General features: G+C 73.9%; 17 protein-coding genes, 1 tRNA gene and 1 riboswitch. Of the genes, 14 read left to right on the top strand and 4 right to left on the bottom strand.

The window, feature by feature from the left end:
- Positions 1-252 precede the first annotated feature (252 nt).
- The 3 genes from IF01_RS0105690 (at position 253) to IF01_RS0105680 (ending at position 2,888) form a co-directional block, all read left to right on the top strand.
- Positions 253-340: transfer RNA gene (locus IF01_RS0105690), tRNA-Leu, on the top strand.
- Between the two features lie 282 nt (positions 341-622).
- The gene (locus tag IF01_RS0105685) at positions 623-2,320 is read left to right on the top strand and encodes an APC family permease (RefSeq protein WP_030392162.1); all 1,698 of its coding nucleotides are present in this window, start codon (positions 623-625) and stop codon (positions 2,318-2,320) included.
- A 106-nt stretch (positions 2,321-2,426) separates the two neighbouring features.
- Positions 2,427-2,888: a very short patch repair endonuclease gene (locus IF01_RS0105680; RefSeq protein WP_244215430.1), complete on the top strand. Its 462-nt coding sequence runs from the start codon at positions 2,427-2,429 to the stop codon at positions 2,886-2,888.
- Positions 2,889-2,900: 12 nt separating this feature from the next.
- On the opposite strand, the gene IF01_RS0105675 is transcribed toward IF01_RS0105680, so the two are convergent.
- Both IF01_RS0105675 and IF01_RS0105670 read right to left on the bottom strand, forming a co-directional pair.
- Entirely contained in the window at positions 2,901-3,890 is a 990-nt protein-coding gene (locus tag IF01_RS0105675) for a class I SAM-dependent methyltransferase (protein ID WP_030392160.1), read from the bottom strand.
- A 437-nt stretch (positions 3,891-4,327) separates the two neighbouring features.
- Entirely contained in the window at positions 4,328-5,785 is a 1,458-nt protein-coding gene (locus IF01_RS0105670; protein WP_030392159.1) for a glycine hydroxymethyltransferase, read from the bottom strand.
- Positions 5,786-5,805: 20 nt separating this feature from the next.
- Positions 5,806-5,903, bottom strand: a riboswitch (ZMP/ZTP riboswitch).
- Positions 5,904-6,218: 315 nt separating this feature from the next.
- Between IF01_RS0105670 and IF01_RS0105665 the strand changes: the two genes are divergently transcribed.
- The 6 genes from IF01_RS0105665 to IF01_RS0105640 all read left to right on the top strand — a co-directional run bounded on the left by IF01_RS0105665 (position 6,219) and on the right by IF01_RS0105640 (position 14,167).
- Positions 6,219-7,193: an ABC transporter permease gene (locus IF01_RS0105665; RefSeq protein WP_051754944.1), complete on the top strand. Its 975-nt coding sequence runs from the start codon at positions 6,219-6,221 to the stop codon at positions 7,191-7,193.
- A 113-nt stretch (positions 7,194-7,306) separates the two neighbouring features.
- On the top strand, positions 7,307-9,061 hold the full coding sequence (locus tag IF01_RS0105660) for an ABC transporter substrate-binding protein (RefSeq protein ID WP_030392157.1): 1,755 nt from the start codon (positions 7,307-7,309) through the stop codon (positions 9,059-9,061).
- Positions 9,062-9,154: 93 nt separating this feature from the next.
- Complete coding sequence (locus IF01_RS0105655; RefSeq protein WP_030392156.1) at positions 9,155-10,147, top strand: ABC transporter permease; 993 nt, start codon at positions 9,155-9,157, stop codon at positions 10,145-10,147.
- 34 nt (positions 10,148-10,181) lie between these two features.
- Positions 10,182-11,981, top strand: coding sequence for a dipeptide ABC transporter ATP-binding protein (locus IF01_RS0105650; RefSeq protein WP_078879685.1), 1,800 nt, complete (start codon positions 10,182-10,184; stop codon positions 11,979-11,981).
- Positions 11,982-12,168: 187 nt separating this feature from the next.
- Positions 12,169-12,732, top strand: a complete 564-nt coding sequence (locus IF01_RS0105645) for an EF-hand domain-containing protein (RefSeq protein WP_030392154.1) — start codon at positions 12,169-12,171, stop codon at positions 12,730-12,732.
- Between the two features lie 328 nt (positions 12,733-13,060).
- Entirely contained in the window at positions 13,061-14,167 is a 1,107-nt protein-coding gene (locus IF01_RS0105640; RefSeq protein ID WP_051754943.1) for a beta-ketoacyl-[acyl-carrier-protein] synthase family protein, read from the top strand.
- Between the two features lie 25 nt (positions 14,168-14,192).
- Here the strand turns inward: IF01_RS0105640 and IF01_RS0105635 are convergent, their stop codons facing one another.
- Positions 14,193-15,299 carry an EamA family transporter gene (locus IF01_RS0105635; RefSeq protein ID WP_078879684.1) on the bottom strand — a complete coding sequence of 369 codons (1,107 nt, stop codon included), beginning with the start codon at positions 15,297-15,299 and terminating at the stop codon, positions 14,193-14,195.
- Between the two features lie 136 nt (positions 15,300-15,435).
- Between IF01_RS0105635 and IF01_RS0105630 the strand changes: the two genes are divergently transcribed.
- Complete coding sequence (locus tag IF01_RS0105630; protein WP_030392151.1) at positions 15,436-15,858, top strand: gamma-glutamylcyclotransferase family protein; 423 nt, start codon at positions 15,436-15,438, stop codon at positions 15,856-15,858.
- Positions 15,859-15,934: 76 nt separating this feature from the next.
- Here IF01_RS0105630 and IF01_RS0105625 read toward each other — a convergent pair whose 3' ends face one another.
- Positions 15,935-17,395 (bottom strand): catalase, encoded by a 1,461-nt coding sequence (locus IF01_RS0105625; protein WP_030392150.1) that lies wholly within the window; start codon positions 17,393-17,395, stop codon positions 15,935-15,937.
- A 168-nt stretch (positions 17,396-17,563) separates the two neighbouring features.
- On the opposite strand from IF01_RS0105625, the gene IF01_RS0105620 reads away from it, so the two are divergent.
- The 4 genes from IF01_RS0105620 to IF01_RS0105605 are packed head-to-tail and all read left to right on the top strand — an operon-like array spanning position 17,564 to position 20,904.
- Positions 17,564-18,817 (top strand): bifunctional cobalt-precorrin-7 (C(5))-methyltransferase/cobalt-precorrin-6B (C(15))-methyltransferase, encoded by a 1,254-nt coding sequence (locus tag IF01_RS0105620; RefSeq protein ID WP_030392149.1) that lies wholly within the window; start codon positions 17,564-17,566, stop codon positions 18,815-18,817.
- Complete coding sequence (gene cobM / locus IF01_RS0105615) at positions 18,814-19,575, top strand: precorrin-4 C(11)-methyltransferase (protein ID WP_030392148.1); 762 nt, start codon at positions 18,814-18,816, stop codon at positions 19,573-19,575. The genes IF01_RS0105620 and cobM overlap by 4 nt, the downstream gene beginning before the upstream one ends.
- A complete protein-coding gene (locus IF01_RS0105610) occupies positions 19,575-20,327 on the top strand; it encodes a cobalt-precorrin-6A reductase (RefSeq protein ID WP_030392147.1) in 753 nt (250 codons plus the stop codon). The genes cobM and IF01_RS0105610 overlap by 1 nt, the downstream gene beginning before the upstream one ends.
- A 40-nt stretch (positions 20,328-20,367) precedes the next feature.
- Positions 20,368-20,904, top strand: coding sequence for a DinB family protein (locus tag IF01_RS0105605; RefSeq protein ID WP_030392146.1), 537 nt, complete (start codon positions 20,368-20,370; stop codon positions 20,902-20,904).
- The last annotated feature ends 79 nt before the right edge of the window (positions 20,905-20,983 follow it).

Raw genomic sequence — 20,983 nt, 5'->3', positions numbered from 1 at the left:
GCCACCCCCGGGGCCGTGGCACCGTCGACAACTTGCCCGTGTCGGACCAGAGCCGACCGATACCGATCGTTCATCGACCGCAACTCGACCGTTTACCGTCCTTGAACCACCGGTTCGCGCACAGCAGCGATCCGTACCGCCGCCCCCCACCATCCCGACCGGGGAAACGCAGGTGAGAAGCACTCCGAAACCCTGGTAATGTTCTCTCTGTCGCCGAGGGGACGAGCAGAAAACCCCCGAAGCACACACCCCGTCCGGGTGGCGGAATGGCAGACGCGCTAGCTTGAGGTGCTAGTGCCCTTTATCGGGCGTGGGGGTTCAAGTCCCCCCTCGGACACCAGCGATTCCCCGTGGGAACTCACAAGAGTTCCCACGGGGAATTTCTTTTTTCCCCCGGACCTCCCGACCGCCCTTCCCGGGCGCCCCGCGCACCCCGCGCGCGCCCCGCCGGTCGTCCCCGCGCGCCCCCGCCGAAGGTCAGAGGTTCGGACACGAGATGGCAACGATCGGGTGTTTTGCGGTGAATCTGAGGTCCAGCTGAGGTTTCGCCCGATTTCGCCCCTTAGGCTCTTCCCGTTTGTCCGGAAAGCCAAGTGACACGACAAGACAGAGGACCGATACGGTGAGTGAGCCCGAGTCGACGACGGCATCCCATCAGCACTACCGCCGCTCGCTCGGCACCATCAGCCTCACCGCGGTCGGCCTCGGATCGATCATCGGCTCCGGCTGGCTCTTCGGCGCCGAGCGCGCCGCCCGGCTGGCCGGACCGGCCTCGATCGTCGCCTGGGTGATCGGCGCGGCCGTCGCCCTGACCATCGCGCTCACCTACAGCGAGCTCGGCTCGATGTTCCCCAAGGCCGGCGGCATGGTCCGCTACGGCCAGTACTCGCACGGCTCGCTGGCCGGGTACCTGGCCGCCTGGGCCAACTGGATCGCGATCGTCTCGGTCATCCCCGGCGAGGCCACCGCGTCGGTGCAGTACATGAGCTCCTGGGACTTCGGCTGGGCCAAGGGCCTCTTCGACGGACAGGAGTTGTCCGTCAGCGGCGTGGCCGTGGCCAGTGTGCTGCTGCTGGTCTACTTCGCGCTGAACTGGTTCGCGATCACGCTGTTCGCCAAGACCAACACGGCGATCACGGTGTTCAAGGTCGTCGTCCCCACCCTCACCGCGGGCGCCCTGCTGCTGGCGCACTTCGACACCGCGCACTTCACCGACCACGGCGGCTTCGCGCCGAACGGCTGGAGCGCGGTGTTCACGGCGGTGGCCGTCTCCGGCATCGTCTGGGCCTTCAACGGCTTCCAGTCTCCGCTCAACCTGGCCGGTGAGGCCCGCGACCCCGGCAAGTCGCTGCCCAAGGCCGTGATCGGCTCGATCCTGATCGCCCTGGTGATCTACGTCGCGCTGCAGATCGCCTTCCTCGGCGCCGTTCCGACCGCCGACCTGGCCAACGGCTGGGGCGGCCTCGGCTACACCTCGCCGCTGGCCGACCTGGCCATCGCCTGGGGCCTGAACTGGCTCGCCCTGCTGCTGTACGCGGACGCCTTCGTCTCCCCCAGCGGCACCGGCATGATCTACGCCGCCACCACCTCCCGGATGATCCACGGCGTCCAGGAGAACGGCCACCTGCCGAAGATCTTCGGCCGGGTCGACCCGAAGACCGGCATCCCGCGCCCGGCGCTGGTGCTCAACCTGGTCGTCGCCTTCTGCTTCCTCGCGGTCTTCCGCGGCTGGGGCTCGCTCGCCGAGATCGTCTCGGTGGCCACCGTGATCTCCTACATCACCGGCCCGGTCGCCGTGATGGCGCTGCGCCGCCTGGCACCCGAGCTGCCCCGGCCGGTCCGGCTGCGCGCGATGCCGGTGATCGCCCCGGTCGCCATGATCTTCGGCTCGCTCGTCCTCTACTGGGCCCGCTGGCCGCTCACCGGCAAGGTCATCCTGCTGATGGCCGCCGGTCTGCCGATCTGGGCCTGGTACGAGCTGCGCAAGCCGTTCGCCGAGCTGAAGCCGCACCTCAAGGCCGGCGCCTGGATGATCGCCTACCTGTTCGTGATGGCCGGCGTCTCCTGGGCCGGCTCCACCGACTTCGGCGGCGAGGGCTACCTCCCCGAAGGCTGGGACCTGCTGGTCGTCGCCCTGATCGCGCTCGCCTTCTACGCCTGGGGCGTCCGCAGTGCCTGGGCCAACCCCAGCCTCGCCGCGGTCAAGCTCGAGCTGGCCGCGGACGCGAGCGCCGCGGACGAGGCGGCCGGGACCGCCGGGACCGCCGCCGGCACCGGACGGGCCGCCGACGCGGAACCCGCGGGAGCCCCGCGCGGCTGAGCCCGGCACCGAACATCAGGAGGGGCGCCGCCCCGGGATCCCCCGGAGCGGCGCCCCTCCGGCGTTGCCGGGGGGGCTGTCAGGGGGCTGCGGAATACTGGGTCGCATGTCGTCGCCCGCCGCCTCCTCCCCGTCCGTCGCGGCCCGCATGAGCCGCCAGGGCTCCCGCGACACCGCGCAGGAGCTGGCCGTCCGGCGGCTGCTGTTCCGCTGGGGCCTGCGCTACCGCGTGAACGCCAAGGTCCCGGGGCTGCCCCGGCGCACCGTCGACATCCTGTTCCCCGGGCCGAAGGTCGCGGTCTTCCTCGACGGCTGCTTCTGGCACGGCTGCCCCGAGCACGCGACCAGCCCGAAGTCCAACGCCGAGTGGTGGCGCAGCAAGCTCGACCGCAACGTCAGCCGCGACCAGGACACCACCCGCCACCTGGCCGAGGACGGCTGGACGGTGCTGCGCTTCTGGGAGCACGAACCCCCGGCCGCCATCGCCCGCACGGTCTGGACCCGCCTGCGGCCGGACGTCCCCCTGCCGGAGGCGACGGACGCTGCGGTCCCCGGCGACGCCCCCTGAGCCCCCCGCGGGTCAGCCGCGGCGGGCGCGGCGGATGGCGGAGGTGACGACCGGGGGGAGGAGGTCGCCGACGGCGCGCTTGGCGACGTTGGCGGGGCGGCGGCGTTCGGCGGCGCGGGCGCGGCGGTCGGCGAGGTCGCGGTCGGCCGACTCGCGGTCGCGTTCGGCGGCGCGGAAGGCCTCGTCGGCGGCGCGGTGCTCCGCCTCGGCGGCCAGCCGGGCGTGGTGGCGGGAGACCCGGAAGGGTTCGGCGCCCGCGTCGCTGCCGCTGATCCGGACCAGGCGGCGGCCGTCGACCGACTCGCTGGTGATGTCGCAGTGCGGCAGGGTGCCCCGGCGGGCCAGCAGGTCGAGCTGGGCGGGCTCCGGGTCGCCCCAGGTGCCGTAGAACTTGCTGTCGGTGAGCACGATCGGCCGCAGTCCGTGGTTGAACACGGCCTCCCAGGTGGCGGCGGCGACGCCCGGGGTGTGGGCGGAGCGGTAGTCGTCCAGGACCACGATGCCGTCGGAGGCGAGCGCCGTGCGGGCCACCTGGATGTCCTCGGCGACGTGCTCGTAGAGGTGCGAGGCGTCGATGTGGATGAAGCGGAAGGCGCCGGGCGCGACCCGGCCGCCGCCGAGCGTGGAGGTCGGGGCCTGGACGATCTCCGGCAGCCGCTCGTTGAAGGCGAGGTAGTTGGTCTCGAAGGCGGTGCGGGTCAGCGTCCTGCGGTAGGACATGTCCATCTCGGCGGCGTTCTCGTCGTCCGGGGCGTCGGAGTCGAAGAGGTCGCAGACCGTGAAGGCCTCGCCCGGCTGGAGGTGCGAGCCGATGACGATCGCGCTGCGACCCAGGTAGGCGCCCATCTCCATGAGGTCCCCGGAGCGGCCGGCCTTCTCCTGCCGGCCGAGGAACCAGTCGAAGAGGTGACGGTCCTGGTCCCAGAACCACCCGGGTACGTCGTCGAGCACCTCGGGTTCAGCAGGTCGCTGCTGGTCGGCACTGAGTGCGGCGTCGGTCACGAGGCGGCTCCTAACACGGTACGAACGACCACTGGGCACGATCTCCGACTCGGGGTCGGCCTCTGCGGCCCTGCGACGGTCCTGGCGGCCGCGTCCGGGCCCGGAGCGCGGTCCGGGCAGACGGGAGCGACCCGGCCTGGCACCGACCGTAGTCCGGGGCTCCCGAGTTCGCTGCAATCTACTCGCCACGGAGCGGAGTTGCGCGGGCTCGGAGCAAAGAATTTCGGGCTCCGGCAGTTAGTGCGCGGAGTTGACCGAGACCCGTACACGGTGCGGGAACGGTGCGTCCATAGTGCCGTCCGACCACCCGATTGTCATCAGCACGGGCCCCGGAGGCAGGCGGAGCGAAGGGAGGAGCGGCGGGAGGAGCGGCGGGCCCGGCCCGGCCGGGGGCGGTGGCCCCGGCCGGGCGGGCGCGGTCGGCTTCCGCGGCCGGTTCAGGCCAGGTCGACGCCCGGGTAGAGCGGGAAGCCGGCGAGCAGGTCGGCGGCGCGCTTCGCGACGCCTTCGGCGACCGCCGGGTCCAGCACGTACTGGGCCCTGGACGGCGCGCCGGCGGCGGTGGTGGCCGGGGTGGCGGCGCGCAGCACGGTGTCGATCAGGCCGGCGATCTCGTCCATCTCGGCGGTGCCGAGGCCTCGGGTGGTGAGCGCCGGGGTGCCGATCCGCACCCCCGAGGTGTACCAGGCGCCGTTCGGGTCACGCGGGACGGAGTTGCGGTTGGTGACGATGCCGGAGTCCAGCAGCGCGGCCTCGGCCTGGCGGCCGGTGAGGCCGTGGCCGGAGACGTCGACGAGCACGAGGTGGTTGTCGGTGCCGCCGGTGACCAGGGTGCCGCCGCGGCGCAGCAGGCCCTCGGCGAGCGCCTGGGCGTTGTCGACGACCCTCTGGGCGTAGTCCTGGAACTCGGGGCGCCGGGCCTCGGCGAAGGCGACCGCCTTGGCGGCCATGACGTGCGAGAGCGGGCCGCCGAGCACCAGCGGGCAGCCGCGGTCGACGTGCTCGGCGAGTTCCTCGGTGCAGAGCACCATGCCGCCGCGCGGGCCGCGCAGCGACTTGTGGGTGGTGGTGGTGACGATGTGGGCGTGGGCCACCGGGTCCTCGTCGCCGGTGAACACCTTGCCGGCGACCAGGCCCGCGAAGTGGGCCATGTCGACCATCAGGGTGGCGCCGACCTCGTCGGCGATCTCGCGCATCCGGCGGAAGTCGACCCGCCGGGGGTAGGCGGAGTAGCCGGCCACCAGGATCAGCGGGCGGAACTCCCGGGCGGTGGCGCGCAGCGCGTCGTAGTCGATCAGGCCGGTGGCCGGGTCGGTGCCGTAACTGCGCTGGTCGAACATCTTGCCGGAGATGTTGGGGCGGAAGCCGTGGGTGAGGTGGCCGCCGGTGTCGAGGGACATGCCGAGCATGCGCTGGTTGCCGAGCTCCCGGCGCAGTTCGGCCCAGTCGGCCTCGGTGAGGTCGTTGACGTTGCGGACCTTGGCGCGCTCCAGGGCGGGGCTCTCGACCCGCTGGGAGAGCACGGCCCAGAAGGCGGTCAGGTTGGCGTCGATGCCGGAGTGCGGCTGGACGTAGGCGTGGTCGGCGCCGAAGAGGGCGCGGGCGTGCTCGGCGGCGACGGTCTCGACGGTGTCGACGTTGCGGCAGCCGGCGTAGAAGCGGCGGCCGGCGGTGCCCTCGGCGTACTTGTCGCTGAGCCAGTTGCCCATGGTGAGCAGGACGGCCGGGGAGGCGTAGTTCTCGCTGGCGATGAGCTTGAGCGAGGCGCGCTGGTCGTCGATCTCCTGGCCGATGGCGGCGGCGATCCGCGGTTCGACCTCGCGGACCACGTCGAGGGCGGAGCGGAAGGCGGTGTTGGCGGCGGGGGTGGCGGCCGTGTGCGGCTGCGGGGCCATGGCGGTCTCCTGAAGGGGAGGTCGGGGGCCCAGGCGCTCGGCAACTGCGTCGTGATTCGGCACGGGGCCGCTTCCCGATGGTCGATTCCATCCGTGCGCGCCAGTCGCGGCCCGCCGGAATCGTACCAATGCCGGACGGCCTGTGGCGGAGATCTCAGAATGCGGGACAGCGGCGGACATGACATACCTTTTGTCCGCTTGTGCCCGTTCTTGTGCTACGGCCGTATTGCAGCGGAATGAAGCCGTCACAATTCCGGAACAAAGCCCGGGAGCCACTTCTCCGACGCCTTCGGAATGATTTGCGGAAAGTCCTCGGTGTCCGATCTGATGGCGCTCGGCGACGCCCCGGGAAACCCCCGGGAGGGCGTCCGGAAATGTACGTCGGTGCACCTCCACCCATGGGGCGGCACGGAATTCGGGGAGTACTCCTGTCATGGCAGTGGTCGAACACGTCGCCGCATCGGACGCGCCGCCCGTGCGGCCCGCCCCGCCGGGGCTGCTGCGCCGGGTCTGCCGGGACCGCACCGGGGCCGTCGCGCTCGGCGTGGTGGCGCTCTTCCTGCTGCTCGCCCTGGCGGCCCCGCTGATCGCCGCGCTGTACGGCAAGAACCCCACCGAGCACTACGGCCAGAACGCGCCCGGCCTGCTCAGCGACGGCGGCCTGCCGATCGCGCCGAACGGCGGCATCTCCGGGGAGTTCTGGTTCGGCCTGGAGCCCGGCCTGGGCCGCGATGTGTTCACCCAGCTGCTCTACGGCATCCGCACCTCGCTGCTGATCGCCTTCGCCTCGGCCACCGTGACCACCGCCCTCGGGGTGCTGGCCGGGGTCGCGGTGGGCTACCTCGGCGGGATCACCGACCGGGTGTTCGGCTTCCTCTCCAACGTCCTGCTGGCTTTCCCGACCCTGCTCCTGCTGCTCGCGCTCAGCCCGGTGATCCAGTCCCGGCTGGTGGACCCGGGCACCGCGGAGCCGGAGTGGATGCAGTTCCTGGTACTGGTGCTGGTGTTCTCCGCGTTCGGCTGGATTCCGCTCGCGCTTTCCCTGCGGGCCACCGTCCGCTCGCTCCGGGAAAGGGATTTCGTGCAGTCCGCCCGGGCGATGGGCGCCGGTGGATTCCACGTCGTCGTCCGGGAACTCCTGCCGAATGTGCGGGCGCAACTGCTGGTGCACGCCACCATGGCGGTGCCCGCGTTCGTAGCCTCGGAGGCGGTGCTCTCCTTCCTCGGCGTGGGCATCAACGAGCCCGTCCCCGACTGGGGCCGGATGATCTCCCGCGGTTCCGAGGTGTTCCGGGCCGACCCGACGTACATGTTCTTCCCCGGTGTCGCGCTGCTGCTCTTCGTGCTCGCCTTCAACCTGCTCGGCGACGCCGTCCGGGACGCCCTGGACCCGCGGGCCGCCCGCTGAGGCCGTCCCCGGCCGCGGTCCGACCGACCGCCTTCCTGCCTTCCTTCCTTTCGCTGTTCACCCGACAGTTCACCCGACCGCCCCGGAGACCCCGGGGCAAGGAGAGATTCGCCATGCGCTGGATCAGACCGTCCCTCGCCGTCGTCGCGACCGCCCTGCTGGCGACGTCCTGCTCGGCCGGCGCGGGCACCACCACCTCCGCCGGGCCCGGCGCCGCGGCCAAGGACGCCTCGCCGCTGACCGCCGCGCTCGGCACCGAGAAGGAGAGCGCCGGACCGGCCCCCGCCGTCGCCGGTGCCCGCGCGGGCGGCACGGTGAACGTCTACAACACCACCGACTTCCGCCACCTCGACCCGCAGAAGGTGTACGCGGGCGCCGCCTACAACACCTCGCTGCTGTGGGGCCGCCAGCTGACCCAGTACCAGGTGGTCGACGGCAAGGCCAAGCTGGTCGGCGACCTCGCCACCGACACCGGCACCGCCAGCGACGACGGCCGCACCTGGACCTTCCGGCTGAAGGAGGGCGTGGCCTGGGAGGACGGTCAGCCGATCACCTCCCAGCAGGTCAAGTACGGCATCGAGCGCTCCTTCGGCAAGGGCTACGAGGTCGGCCCGCCGTACTGGCCGCAGTGGCTGACCGGCGAGGCCAGCTACGACGACGCCCGCAAGAAGTACGGCGGCCCGCAGGACGGCGACCTCGACGCGATCGCGACGCCGGACGACCGCACCCTGGTGTTCCACTTCCCGCAGCCGCAGGCCGACGTGCCGTACATGGCCGCGCAGTCCTCCTCCTCGCCGGTGCGCAAGGACAAGGACACCGGCACCGACTACGACCGGCTGCCGTTCGCCACCGGCCCGTACCGGATCGTCGAGCACGTCCAGAACACCCGGCTGGTGCTGGAGCGCAACCCGCACTGGAAGGCGGAGACCGACCCGATCCGCAGCCAGTACCCGGAGAAGTTCGTCTTCACCTTCGGGAAGGAGGCGCTCAACATCAACCAGGAGATCCTCTCCGGGCGCGACGGCGGCGCGGACGCCACCACGGTCGCCACCCAGCTCTCCCCCGAGCTGTACCAGACCGTGGACACCGACCCGAAGGCCAAGGACCTGGTCGTCTCCGGGCGGCAGGGCGCCTTCGTCACCTACCTCATGGTCAACAACGAGCGGGTGACCGACCCCGAGGTCCGCAAGGCGCTCAACCTCGCCTACCCGCGCCAGCAGGCCCGCCAGGTCCTCGGCGGCAGCCGGGCCGGCGAGCTCGCCAGCACCCTCAGCTCGCCCGCCCTGGTCGACTGGCAGAAGTACGACCTGAACCCGGCCAGGCCGGAGGGCGACCCGGACGCCGCGAAGGCCGTGCTGGCCAAGGCCGCGCAGCCGCCCGCCTCCCTGACCTACGCGTACGCCAACACCCCGAACGGCCAGCGGGTCGCGCAGGTGCTGGTCGACGGCTTCGCCAAGGCCGGCATCACGCTGGTGCCGAAGCCGGTCGACCCCAAGGCCCTGCTGGACGAGGCACACCGCGCCGACTCCCCCTACGACCTGTGGGAGGAGACCAGCTCGGTCGACTGGCCGACGCCCTCCACCCTGATCCCGTTCTCCTTCGACGGCCGCGCCAACAGCGACCTCAACTCCGCCCGCTACCACAACGGCCAGGTGGACAAGGAGATCGACCGGATCAACCAGATCGGCGAGCCCCGGGCCAAGGCCAAGGAGCTCTACGCGCTGGAGCAGACGGTGATGAAGGACCTGCCGGTGCTGCCGTTCGCCTACCCGAACGTCAACCAGCTGCGCGGCTCCAACGTCGGCGGCGCGTTCGTCCACCCGATCTACGGGTCCGTCAGCCTCGCCTGGCTCTACCTGAAGGCCTGACACCCCGCACTCCCCCGGTGGTCCCGCCGCCCGCCCCGCGCGGCGCGCGGCGGGACCACCGCCCCGACGCCCACCGAACCCGGACCGGCCACCATGCTCTCCTTCGCCCTGCGGCGGATCCTCCAGGCGCTCGCCGTCCTGGCCGCGGTCTCCGCCGCCGCCTTCGCCCTCTTCTACGCCGCCCCCGCCGACCCGGCCCGCGCCGCCTGCGGCCCGCGCTGCGACACCGGTCAGGTCGCGGCGGTCCGCGCGAGCATGGGCCTGGACCAGCCGCTGCTCACCCAGTACACCGACTATCTGACCGGGATCGTGGCCGGTCGCGACATCCAGGACGTCGACGGCTCCACCCTGCACTGCGACGCGCCCTGCCTCGGCTACTCCTACCGGCTGCACCAGCCGGTCACCGAGGCCCTGGTCGACCACCTGCCGGTGACCGTCTCGCTGGCGGCGGGCGCGCTGGCCTTCCTGGTGGTGTTCGGACTCGGCACCGGCTTCGTCGCCGCGCTGCGGCACGGTACCCGGACGGACCGGCTGCTCTCCGGCTTCACCCTGATCGGCGCCAGCGTGCAGATCTACTTCCTCGGCTATGTCGCCCAGTGGGGCCTGGTCTACACCACCGGGCTGCTGCCGCTGCCCTCCTACACCCCTCCGGCCACCGACCCCGCCGCCTGGGCGGGCGGCATGCTGCTGCCCTGGATCGTGCTCGGCTTCGTCAACTCGGCCGTGTTCGCCCGGCTCTCGCGCTCCCAGCTGCTGGAGACGATGGACGAGGAGTACGTCCGCACCGCCCGCGGAAAGGGCCTCGGCCGGCTCCGGGCCCACCTCAAGTACACCGCGCGCGGCGCCGCCGGACCGCTGGTGCAGCTGCTCGGCCTGGAGGCGGGCGCGCTGCTGGGCGGCGCGGTGATCACCGAGACGGTGTTCGGGCTGAACGGCGTGGGCCGGTTCGCCACCGAGGCCGTCGAGGGGCAGGACCTGCCGGCCGTGGTCGGCGCCGTGCTGCTCGCCGCCTGCTTCGTCGTGCTGTTCGTCGCGCTGGCCGATCTGGTGATCGCCTGGCTCGATCCGCGCATCCGCCTCGGCTGAACCACCCGCCGCCCTCCCGCCTGGAGCCCTCCCCATGACCTCCTCCTCCGCGACCGCGCCCGAGAGCGACGCCGCTGCGTCCACCACCGCCGTGCCCGCCACCGGGCCCGTGCCCGCCGACGCCGCGTCCCCGCCCGCGTCCGCGCCCGCCGCCGGGTCGCCGGTGCTCAGCGTCCGCGACCTCTCCGTCAGCTTCGCCGACCCGCGCGGCGACGCCCCCGTGCACGCCGTGCGGGGACTGTCCTTCGACCTCGCCCGGGGGGAGGTCCTCGGCCTGGTCGGCGAGTCCGGCTCCGGCAAGTCCGCCACCGGGCTCGCCGTGCTCGGCCTGCACGACCCGCGCACCACCACGGTCACCGGCTCGATCCGGCTGGACGGGCAGGAGCTGGTCGGCGCCGGGGAGCAGGCGCTGCGACGGGTGCGCGGCGGCCGGGTGGCCCTGGTCTTCCAGGACGCGCTGACCTCCCTCAGCCCCTTCCACACCGTCGGCGCGCAGCTCGCCGAGATGTACCGGCTGCACCACCCCGGCGCGGGCCGCGCCGAGGCCCGCCGGCAGGCCGCCGCGATGCTCGACCGGGTGGGCATCCCGGCCGCCCGGACGGACGACCACCCGCACCGCTTCTCCGGCGGCATGCGCCAGCGGGTGATGATCGCGATGGCGCTGCTGAACAACCCCGATGTGCTGATCGCCGACGAGCCCACCACCGCGCTCGACGCCCGGGTCCAGGACCAGGTGCTCGACCTGCTGGGCGAGTTGCAGCGCGAGCACGGCACCGCCGTCCTGCTGGTCAGCCACGACCTCGGGGTGGTCGCGGGCAGCACCGACCGCACCCTCGTCCTGCGCGGCGGCCGGGAGGTGGAGAGCGCACCCACCGCGGCCCTCCTGGCCGCGCCCCGGGAGCCGTACACCAAGGCGCTGGTCGGCGCCGCGCTGACGCTGGACTCGGTGCCGGGCACACCGCTGCCGACGGTCGACGACCCCTCGCCCGCGCCCCGGCCGACCCCTCGCCTCCGCTCCGGGGCGGCGGCTGCCGGGTCCGGCTCGGCCACCGGCGGGCGGTGGCTGGTCGAGGTCGAGGACCTCTCGGTGCACTTCCCCGGCCGCCGCCGCTTCCCCGGGACGCGGTCCGAGCCGGTCCGGGCCGTCGAGGGCCTCGGCCTGCGCATCGCCCCCGGCGAGACGCTCGGCCTGGTCGGCGAGTCCGGCTCCGGCAAGTCCACCACCTCGCGGGTGCTGGCCGGACTCCAGCCCGCCACCGCCGGCACCGTCCGGTACGACGGCCTGGACGCCACCCGGCCCGACCGGGCGCTGCGGCGGCGGCTCGCCAAGGAGGTCCAGCTGGTCTTCCAGGACCCGTACGCCTCGCTCAACCCGCGCCGCACCGTCGCGCAGACCCTGGAGACCCCGCTGCGCCTGCACACCGCGCTCGGCGCGGGAGAGCGGCGGCAGCGCTCCGCCGAACTGCTGGAGCAGGTCGGCCTGCCGGCCGACCACCTGGACCGCTACCCGCACGAGTTCTCCGGCGGCCAGCGCCAGCGGATCGGGATCGCCCGCGCGCTCGCGGCCGAGCCCCGGCTGATCATCGCCGACGAGCCGGTGTCCGCGCTGGACGTGTCGGTCCAGGCGCAGGTCCTCAATCTGCTGATGGAACTGCGCGAACGGCTGGGCGTCGCCTTCCTGTTCGTCTCGCACGACCTCGCGGTGGTCCGCCACTTCTGCGACCGGGTGGCCGTGATGCACCGCGGCCGGCTGGTCGAGTCCACCGACCGCGACCGCCTGTTCGCCGCCCCGCACACCGACTACACCCGGGAGCTGCTCGCCGCCGCGCGCTGAGCGGACCGCCGTCCCGGGGCCGCCGTCCGGGGCCGCGCGCGCGGTCGGCCGACGGCCGGTCACAGACACGCGCGCGGTCGGCCGACAGTTCGAGTCTTCGCCTGCGCGGCCGGTACCGGGCGGGTTAGCGTGCTGCGAATGACCGCTGTGACGGTCCGACAGGACATCTGCTCGATCCGGGAGAAACGTGTCCGAGGAAAAACTGCTCGCCAGGATCAACCACGGCTTCGACCACCTCGACGCCGACGGGGACGGCCGGCTGACCGAGCACGACCATGTGCTGATGGGCCGGGCGGTGGCCCGTTCGCTTGGGCACGCGGAGGGTTCCCGCACCGAGGGGCGCATCGTCGACGCCTACCTCGCGATCTGGCGCGACCTGCACGTCTCCCATCTGCCGGTCGGCACCACCTCGATCGGCCGCGCCCAGTTCGTCGCCTCGACCCGCTCGCTCGCGGACGACCCGGTGGCGGCGCGGACCGTGTTCGGCGCGCTGGCCGAGGCCTTCCTCGCGATCGCCGACGTGGACGGCAGCGGCACGGTGGACGCGGGCGAGTTCTTCGTCTTCCAGCGCGGCCACTTCTCCGCCCTCTCCCGCGACGACGCCGACGAGGCGTTCCGCCGGCTGGACCTGGACGGCGACGGCCTGCTCTCGGTCGAGGAGTTCGTCGGCGGCATCATCGAGTTCTGGACCAGCCGCGAGGACGAGGCGCCCGGACACTGGTGGGCCGGGCCTCCTCCGTACGCGGTCTGACCCGGCCCCGCCCGGGCCGTCCGGAGGAGGCCGCCAGGGCCGCCCGGAAGAACCCGGCCGGCTCGCGCGATCGGACCATCCGTGCAGGTGACCGGCGGTCTCCCGGCCGACGGCCGGGGCCGGGGGCGGGGACGGCGGCGGGGTCGTCCGGCGGGTAGCGTGGCGGTGCCGGCGCCCGGACGGGTCGGACGCTGTCACGACGGGTCGGTGCGTCCCGGCCGCCCCCGGCCGACCGGACGCCGCGCCGTCGGGCGGCGCGCCACGACCGCCCGGACCGGCCGTCGCGTCCGGCCGGACGCGGCGCGCGCAGCCGCAAGGAACCATCCGCATGCCCAGCACGGCCCCCACTCCCGCTCCCCCCACCCCCCTGTCCGCCCCCGCACCCCTTCCCGCCTTCGTCGCCCGCCCGGCGCTCGCCCTCGGTCCCCACACCGTGACGGCCGAGCGGATCCGGGAGGACATCCTCGACCGCAACCCCGACTACCCGGCCCGCCAGGCCCAGACCGTCCGGCTGGCCCTCGGCAACCTGCCCGGCACCCGGCGCTACTTCCGGCCCTACGAGCTGGTCTCCTCCCCCGAGCGCACCGCCGCCGAACGCAAGACCACCACCTTCGGCGACCTGCTGGCCGCCGCCGAACAGGCCGCCGCCGAGGCGCTGCTGACGGCGGGCGTCCGGCCCGAGCAGGTGGACTGCGTGATCGTGTCCAGCGCGACCGGCGACGCCGTGCCCGGGCTGGACGTCCACCTCCAGCAGAACCTGGGCCTGCGCCCCGACATCAGCCGGCTGCCGATGAGCCAGCTGGCCTGCGCCGGCGGCGCCCATGTGCTGCTCACGGCCCGTCGCTTCCTGGCCTGGAACCCGGCCGCCGTGGTGCTGGTGGTCGCCGCCGAGTCGCTCTCCTCGCTCTACCAGAACAGCCGCACCTCGGTGGAGGACCAGATCTACAAGGGCCTCTGGGGCGACGCGGCGGCGGCCGCCGTGGTCACGGCCGAGCAGCGCACGCCGGGGCTCAGGCTGGACCACTGCTTCGAGTACACCATCCCGCACACCACCGACCGCTACCGCAAGCTGACGGACCACCGGGGCGACCACTTCGCCTCCACCCGGGCCTCGCTCCGCTCGGTCACCGACCTGGGCCCGGCGCTGCTCGACTGGCTGGACCGGCACGGCGGACGGGAGCTGGACTTCGGTGTGCTGCACCCGGGCGGCCCGGCCATCCTGGACCGGCTCGGGGTGCTGCTCGACGCGGACGCCGCGTTCCTGCGGCACTCGCGGGACGTCCTCACCGAGGAGGGCAACCTGGGCGGGGCCACCGTGTTCTCCGTCCTCGCCCGCACCCACCGCACACCCCCGCCGGCCGGCGCCCGCGGCCTGCTGCTGGGTCTCGGCCCGGGCGTGACCCTGAGCACCCTGCTCGCCACCTGGTCCGGGTGAGCCGGCACCGGACCGGCCCTTCACCTCACCCTCGGGCGGACTCCCGGACGGACTCCCGGACGGACTTCCGGGCGGCCTTCCGGGCCGACGGCCGTCCCGACCCGCGGCTGACGCTCACCACCAGGCACACGCCCGCGACCACGACGGCCCCGCCCAGCAGGGTGGGGCCGGTCAGCGGCTCGGCCAGCACCAGCCAGCCCAGCAGCACGGCCACCACCGGGTTCACGTACGCGTAGGTGGCCACCAGCGTCAGCGGGGCGGCGCGCAGCAGCCAGGCGTACGCGGTGAAGGCGACCAGCGAACCGAACACCACCAGGAAGGCCAGCGCCAGCCAGGACCGGGTGGACACGTCGCCGGGGCGCAGCCCGTGCTGCTCCCCCCGGGCCAGCCCGATCAGCAGATTGCCGAGCCCCCCGGCGAGCATCTGGTAGGCGCTGGACGCGAAGACGTTCCCGGGCATCCGGATCCGCTTGCTGGCGAAGGAGCCGGACGCCCAGGTGAGGGTGGCGCAGATGATCGCGACCACCCCGGTGGGGGCTATGGAGCCGCCGATCGCGGGGGCGGAGAGCACGGCCAGGCCCACCAGTCCGAGCAGCACGCCGGCCAGTTCGGCCCGCCTGGGCCGCTCGCCCCCGGCCGCCGTCAGCAGCACCATCCATAGCGGCACGGCGGCGACCAGCAGCGCGGCCAGGCCGGAGGGGACGGAGGTCTCGCCGAGCACCACGAGTCCGTTGCCGCCGGTCAGCAGCAGCAGTCCGACCAGGGCGGCGGAGCCCAGCTGCGGCAGGTCCACCCTGAGTCCGGCCCGGCCGTGGCGGACGGCGACGAAGCCGGCGAGCAGGAGACCGGCGGTCAGGAAGCGGGCGGCGGCGGAGAGGAAGGACGGCATGGTCTCCACCGCGATCCGGATCGCCAGATAGGTCGAGCCCCACACCACGTAGACCACCACGAGCGCCGTCCACACCCCGGCGCCGAGCCGTCCGGCGGCGGCCCCGTCGGCCTTGCCGGTGCCGTCGGAGGCATCAGCGCGGACATCTGCGGGGGCGTCGGCGGGGGCATCTGCGGGGGCGTCGGCGGGGACGGGACGGGCGGTCGCGGACCCGGCCGGCCCGCGTTCGGCTGGAGCTGTCATGGGTGTCCCCCCGGAACGGTGCTGGCAGATGTACCCGACATGACACCGCATCGGCCACCCCGCGCGCCAGTGGGTATCACCAGGCGGTCACCATCGAACACCGGTCCGCTTCCCACCCCGGCCCCGAGGAGTCCCCGTGCCGTCCGCCCTCCCCTTCTTCGTCTACGGAACCCTGCTCACCGGGGAGCGCAACCACGCGGTGTTCCTGGCCGGCCGCTGCGCCTCGGTACGGCCGGCCGTCCTGGACGGCGCCGCGCTGCACGCCGGGCCCGGGTTCCCGTACGCCGTGCCGGACGACACCCCCGGCCGGCGGATCGTCGGCGAGCTGGTGACGGTCCGCCCGGCCGCCTACCCGGAGGCGCTCGCGGCGCTGGACCGGCTGGAGGACTGCCGTCCGGACGGCGGCGGCGAGTACGTCCGCGAGCGGCTGACCGTCCGCACCGAGGACGGCGGCACCGCCCCGGCCTGGGTGTACCTCGCCGGACCGGCCGTCGGCGCCCGGCTGCGCGCGCACCCGGCGCTCATCGCCTCCGGCGACTGGCGGCGGCGCGGCCGATGACGCCGGGGCAGAGGACCGCACGGCCGAGGCCGGCCCGGGGCCCGGGCCGGGCCGGACGCCCGGCCCGGCCGGTGCCTCAGTCCGCGGCGAGGCCCCGGGCGATCCGGTCGCCGAGCGCCCCGTCGACCTTGCGCCAGTACTCCAGCGCCCGCCGCAGCACCGGGTCGCTCACCCCGGCCCCGAGGTGCCCGACCACGTTGGCCACCAACCGGTCCCGCTGCCCGTCGTCCAGCACCCGGCGCACCATCGTGCCCGCCTGCCCCCAGTCGTCGTCCTCCGCGTGCGGCGCGTACGCCTCGCGCACCATGTCGCCGGAGCTGAACCAGCCGGCCGCCGGATCGTCGAAGGCCCTCGGGTCCGCCGCCGGACCCCCGTACGAGTTGGGCGCGTAGGGTGCCGCCGCCCGCGACGGGTCGAAGCGCATCGGCCCGTCCTTGGCGTAGGAGCGCACCGGTACGTGCGGCCGGTTGGGCGGCAGTTGGGCGTAGTTGGGCCCGATCCGGTACCGGTGGGTGTCGGGGTAGGAGAAGATCCGGCCGAGCAGCATCTTGTCCGGCGAGACGCTGATGCCCGGCACCAGGTTGGCGGGCTCGAAGGCGGCCTGCTCGATGTGGACGAAGTAGTCCTCGGGATTGCGGTTCAGCGTCAGCTTCCCGACCGGGACCAGCGGGAAGTCGCCGTGCGGCCAGACCTTGGTCAGGTCGAAGGGGTTGAACCGGTACCCCGGTGCCTCGTCGAAGGGCATGACCTGCACGTACAGCGTCCAGGACGGCGGGGTGCCGCCGTCGACGGCCTGCCAGAGGTCCTGGCGGTGCAGGTCCGGGTCGGTGCCGGCCAGCCGGTCGGCCTCGTCCTGCGTGAGGAAGTCGATGCCCTGATCGGTCTTGAAGTGGTACTTCACCCAGAACCGCTCCCCGCCCGCGTTGATCCACAGGTAGGTGTGCGAGCCGTAGCCGTTCATGTGCCGGTAGGACTTCGGGATACCCCGGTCCCCCATCAGCCAGGTCACCATGTGGGCGGACTCCGGCGACAGCGTCCAGAAGTCCCACTGCATGTCGTGGTCGCGCAGGCCGTTGTCGGGGCGGCGCTTCTGCGAACGGATGAAGTCCTGGAACTTGATCGTGTCGCGGACGAAGAAGACCGGCGTGTTGTTGCCGACCAGGTCGTAGTTGCCGTCCTCGGTGTAGAACTTCAGCGCGAACCCGCGCGGGTCGCGCCAGGTGTCCGGACTGCCCTGCTCGCCCGCGACCGTCGAGAAGCGCGCCAGCACCTCGGTCCGCTTCCCCGGCTGGAACAGCAGCGCCTTGGTGTACCGGCTCACGTCCTCCGTCGTCTCGAAGACGCCGTACGCCCCGGCCCCCTTGGCGTGCACCACCCGCTCCGGCACCCGTTCCCGGTTGAACTGCGCCATCTTCTCGATCAGGTAGTGGTCGTGGAGCAGGATCGGGCCGTCCCTGCCCACCGTGAGCGAGTGCTCGTCGCTCGGCACCGGGATTCCGGCGTTGGAGGTGGTGTGCGGGACCGCTGAGTCGGACATGCTGTCCTCCCTTTGCTGGGGTTCCCCCGGTCGGCCGTAGCGTGCCGAAGCCCCCCGGGACGACGCTAAGCCCGGGTGTCCGGGGCCGCACCCTGACCGACCGCGGGGCGAATACCGCCAGGTAGGCTGCCCCCACCCGCCCCGAGTACGCACCCGAGGAGCCACCCGGTGTCCCAGCAGCCACCCCCGATCACCGTCGTCGGGATCGGGGCCGACGGCTGGCCCGGCCTCGCCGCCACCGCGCGCGCCGCCCTGCGGGCCGCCGGGGCCGTGATCGGCGGCCCCCGGCAGCTGGACCTGCTGCCCGCCGAGGAGGTCGGCGCCGAACGGGTGCCCTGGCCGTCACCGCTGCGCCCGGCCGTCCCCGGTCTGATCGCCCGGTACGCGGACCGCCGGCCGGTCGTCCTGGCCAGCGGCGACCCGATGTTCTTCGGCATCGGCCGCACCCTCGCCGAGACCGTCGGCTCCGCCCGGCTGCGGATCCTGCCGCACCCCTCCTCGGTGGCGTACGCCTGCGCCCGGCTCGGCTGGCCGCTGGAGGCCACCGAGGTGGTCAGCCTGGTCGGCCGGCCCCTCGACACCCTGCGCCTCGCCCTCAACCCCGGCCGCCGGCTGCTGGTGCTAAGCGCCGACGCCGCCACCCCGGCCGCCGTCGCCGCGCTGCTCGCCGAGCTCGGGTACGGCTCCGCCCGGCTGCGGGTGCTCGAACAGCTCGGCGGCCCCGGCGAACGGCAGCTGGACGGCCCCGCCGACGGCTGGCCGCACCCGCCCGGCGACCCGCTCAACCTGATCGCCGTCGAGCTCGGCGCCGACGGCCCCCGCACCCCGGTCGTCCCCGGCCTGCCCGACGGCGCGTACGAGAGCGACGGCCAGCTGACCAAGCGGCATGTGCGCGCCGCCACCCTCGCCACCCTGGCCCCCGTCCCCGGCGAACTGCTCTGGGACATCGGCGGCGGCTCGGGATCGATCGCGATCGAGTGGCTGCGCGCCCACCGCGACAACCGGGCCGTCACGGTCGAACGCGACCCGGTGCGGGCCGAGCGGATCGCCCGCAACGCCGCCGCCCTCGGCGTGCCCCGGCTGCGCGTGGTCACCGGCCCCGCCCCGGACGCGCTCGCCGGACTGCCCGCCCCGGACGCGGTGTTCGTCGGCGGCGGCCTCACCGCGCCCGGCCTGCTCGACACCTGCTGGGCCGCGCTGCCGCCCGACGGCCGACTGGTCGCCAACACGGTGACCCTGGAGTCGGAGGCACTGCTCACCACCTGGTACCGGCGGCACGGCGGCGAACTGCTGCGGCTCGCCGTGGCGCACGCCGTCCCGGTCGGCGGCTTCACCGGCTGGCGCCAGGCGATGCCGGTCACCCAGTGGTCCGCCGTCAAACCCGCCGCCGACACCCTCACCTCCCGGGAGAACGCCTCGTGACCGTCCACTTCATCGGGGCCGGCCCCGGCGCCGCCGACCTGATCACCCTGCGCGGCCAGCGGATCCTGGCCCGCGCCGAGGTCTGCCTCTACGCCGGCAGCCTGGTGCCGCGCGAGCTCCTCGCCGAGTGCCCGCCCGGCGCCCGACTGGTCGACACCGCCAACCTCACCCTGGACCTGATCGTCGAGGAGATGGTCCGCGCCCACGCCGCCGGGCAGGACGTCGCCCGGCTGCACTCCGGCGACCCGTCGGTGTTCAGCGCCGTCGCCGAGCAGATGCGCCGCCTCGACGCGGCCGGCGTGCCCTACGACGTGGTGCCGGGCGTGCCGGCCTTCGCCGCCGCGGCGGCCGCGCTCAAGCGCGAGCTGACCGTGCCGACCGTCGGCCAGACCGTGATCCTCACCCGGATCGCCAAGCGCGCCACCCCGATGCCGCCGGGCGAGGACCTCGCCACCCTCGGCCGCAGCGGCGCCCTGCTCGTGCTGCACCTGGCCGCCGGCTACGTGGACGACGTGGTCGAGCAGCTGCTCCCGCACTACGGGGCGGACTGCCCGGCCGCCGTGGTCGCGATGGCCAGCCGGCCGGACGAACTGGTGCTGCGCGGCACCGTCGGGGACATCGCCGGACAGCTGAAGGCCGCCGGAGTGGTCCGCACCGCCGTGATCATCGTCGGCCGCACCCTGGCCGCCGAGCAGTTCCGCGACAGCCACCTCTACTCCGCGGACCGCGAGCGCCCGCACGAGCCCTGCGGCTCCTGATGACGCACGTCCTCCTCCTCGGCGGCACCACCGAGGCGCGCGCCCTCGCCGCCGCGCTCGACGGCCGGCCCGGGCTCCGGGTCACCAGCTCGCTCGCCGGACGGGTGGCCCGGCCCCGGCTGCCCGCCGGCGAGGTGCGGATCGGCGGCTTCGGCGGCGCCGACGGCCTCGCCGACTGGCTGCGCGCCGAACGGGTGGACACGGTGGTGGACGCCACCCACCCGTTCGCCGCCGTGATGTCCGGCAACGCCGCCGCGGCCGCCGCCGCGACCGGCGTCCCGCTGCTGGCGCTGCGCCGCCCCGGCTGGGCGGCCGTACCGGGCGACGACTGGCACCGCGTCCCGTCCCTGGACGCCGCCGCCGCGCTGCTGCCCGCCCTCGGCCGGCGGGTCCTGCTCACCAGCGGACGGCAGGGCATCGCCGCCTTCGCCCACCTCGACGGCCTGCACTTCGTGGCCCGCTCGGTCGATCCGCCCGAGCCGCCGCTGCCCGCCGCGCTCCACGTCCTGCTCGACCGGGGCCCGTTCACCCTGGACGGCGAGCGGGCGGTGCTGCGCGAGCACCGGATCGACGTCGTGGTCACCAAGGACAGCGGGGGCGCGGCCACCGCGCCCAAGCTCACCGCGGCCCGTGAACTCGGCCTGCCCGTGGTGCTGGTGGACCGCCCGCCGCTGCCCGCCGGGGTGCCGGTCGCGGCGAGCGTCCCCGAGGTGCTGGAACGGCTGGCCGAACAGGGCCTGATCAGCCAGTAATTCCCGCGCGGGGCCCGCCCCCCGCTGCCAGGATGGCCGGATGACCGACGCCTACGAACTCGCCGACGCCGCCCGCACCGAGCCGCCCCTGGCCGCCGGGGAACTCGCCACCCTGACGGGCTTCCTGGACTTCCAGCGCGCCACCTTCGCCTGGAAGTGCGCCGGGCTGACCACCGAACAGCTCCGCGCCCGCCCGCTGCTCCCCTCCACGCTCTCCCTGCTCGGGCTGACCCGCCACCTGGCCGAGGTGGAGCGCGGCTGGTTCCGCAACGTCCTCAACGGCGAGGGCCATCCCGGGTACTGGCGGCGCCCCGACGGCGGCTTCGCCGAGTGGGACGCCGACGGCGCCGATCCGGACGAGGCCTTCACCGTCTGGCGCGCCGAGTGCGAGCACGCCCGCGAACTCGTCGCCGCCGCCCCGTCCCTGGACGTTCTCGGCCACTACCGCGCGCCCGACGGCAAGGAGACCTCGTACTCCCTGCGCTGGATCGTCACCCACATGATCGAGGAGTACGCCCGCCACAACGGCCACGCCGACCTCGTCCGCGAGCACCTCGACGGCCGCACCGGCGAGTAGCCGGCCCCGGTAAAGGGCGGCGAGGCGATGAGGACACACCGGAAGGACCGCGACATCCGCGGTCCGGAGGAACCCCGGT

The organism is Kitasatospora purpeofusca, assembly GCF_000718025.1.
GTDB lineage: Bacteria > Actinomycetota > Actinomycetes > Streptomycetales > Streptomycetaceae > Kitasatospora > Kitasatospora purpeofusca.
The sequence above is the reverse complement of the archived record's forward strand: the minus strand, read 5'-3'. Positions and strand labels throughout refer to the sequence as shown.